Source organism: Chitinophaga eiseniae, from assembly GCF_012641265.1.
In the GTDB taxonomy this organism is placed as follows: domain Bacteria; phylum Bacteroidota; class Bacteroidia; order Chitinophagales; family Chitinophagaceae; genus Chitinophaga; species Chitinophaga eiseniae_A.
The window spans coordinates 1-1850 of sequence record NZ_JABAHZ010000023.1; the positions used below are offsets into that span (position 1 = coordinate 1).

The 1850-nt window shown below is 39.5% G+C and carries 1 protein-coding gene; it reads left to right on the top strand.

Going from position 1 to position 1850, the window contains the following annotated elements; translation table 11 throughout:
• Positions 1 to 122 precede the first annotated feature (122 nt).
• Positions 123 to 1679 carry an IS1182 family transposase gene (locus HGH91_RS30915; RefSeq protein WP_168743101.1) on the top strand — a complete coding sequence of 519 codons (1557 nt, stop codon included), beginning with the start codon at positions 123 to 125 and terminating at the stop codon, positions 1677 to 1679.
• The last annotated feature ends 171 nt before the right edge of the window (positions 1680 to 1850 follow it).

Here is a 1850-nt window from a genome sequence, read left to right on the forward strand (position 1 = left end):
GAGGGTGTCTCAAAAATAATTGAGGCGCCCTTTTCAAATTTGAGATAAAATGGGCGAGTTATCCAGATAGTGAGGTTGAAAAAAAGAGTTTTCAGTGCTGTTATAGTGCGGTAAATTTGAGAATGGCAAGAGGAAAAAGCTTTAAAGTATCATTTAAGCCTACTTACCAAAATCAGGCAATGTTGTTTCCGCCTGATCTAAATGAGATGGTATCGGCAGATCATCCGGTTCGTGTTGTAGACCGGATAATAGATAGTTTAGATATTGGCTTGTTGCTGGCTCGTTATAAGCCAGGAGGAACAAGTAGTTATCATCCCAGGATGCTGTTGAAGGTATTGGTGTATGCCTATATGAATAATATCTATAGCAGCCGTAAAATAGAAGATGTTCTAGGTCGGGATATCTATTTTTTGTGGCTTAGCGGGATGAGCAAGCCAGATCATAATACAATAAGCAGATTTAGGAGTGGCCGGCTTCAAGAGATCTTGCAGCCAATATTTAGTCAGGTAGTGCTGTTATTATGTGATGAAGGGTTATTAAGTTTAAAAGAGCTTTATACAGATGGGACTAAAATAGAAGCCAATGCAAATCGCTACAGTTTTGTATGGGGTAAAAGTATTACCAATAACCGGGAAAAAATAAAAAAGCAGTTAAACGAGCTATGGCAATATGCTAAATCAATAGCTGCTGCCGAACTTAACAGCCCCACTGACCCAACGGATCCTGGCCCTATAGATAGTAGTAAGGTAAAGGAGGTAATTGATAGTATTAATCAGGCACTGAGAGAAGTGGCAAAACAGGAAGCGATAGATCCAAAAATACGACAGAAACTAAATTATGCCCGCAAGAACTGGCCGGATGCAATAGACCGATACGATCAACAGGAGCAAATATTAAAAGGGCGTAAAAGCTATAGCAAGACAGACCCGGACGCTACTTTTATGAGGATGAAGGAAGATCATATGAAAAATGGTCAACTGAAACCAGGTTATAATGTTCAAATCAGTACAAACAATCAATACATCCTGTCTTATAGCATCCATCAAAACCCAACAGACACACTGACCCTGCCGACTCATTTATCTTCACATATTAAACACCTGAAAATAAAACCTTCAAATATTACAGCGGATGCTGGTTATGGCAGTGAACAGAATTACCAGTGGCTTGAAAACAGAAAGATCACTGCTTATGTAAAGCATAACCAGTTTGATCGTAATCAAAATAAAAACATCCGGCAAAAAAAACGATTTACCGTAGACAGGCTTCCCTATGACAAAGACCTCGATACCTTCACCTGCCCGGCAGGAAAAAAACTGACCAATCAGGGTAGCTTTAAAAGTCACTCCCATAGCGGATATGAACAAACAATAACAAAATACAAATGTGAGTCCTGTGCCTGGTGCCGCTTAAAAAAACAGTGTCATAAGCAAAAGGGCAGCCGGGTCATTGAAGTAAATCAGCAGTATAGGCATCTTAAAGCGAAGGCTGACAAACGATTAAATACAAAACGGGGTATCCGGAAAAGGAAAAAACGGGGTGTTGACGTAGAACCTGTTTTTGCCAACATCAAACACAATCACCATTTTAAGCGGTTTATGCTGCGTGGTATTGAAAAAGTTAATGTAGAAATGGGATTATTAGCCCTTGCCCATAACATCCGTAAAAAAGTAGCGTGAAAGCCTCATTGCCCCCCCAAAATCCCTTCAAATCACTCTTTAAACTACTCATACAGTAATCTAACAATTAATACGGCATTAAAAATTGCATCTTGGAATAAACCAGAGCAAAATGAGCATAGTCGTACCAAAAAATAAAAGGGCGCCTCAATTATTTTTGAGACGCCCTCT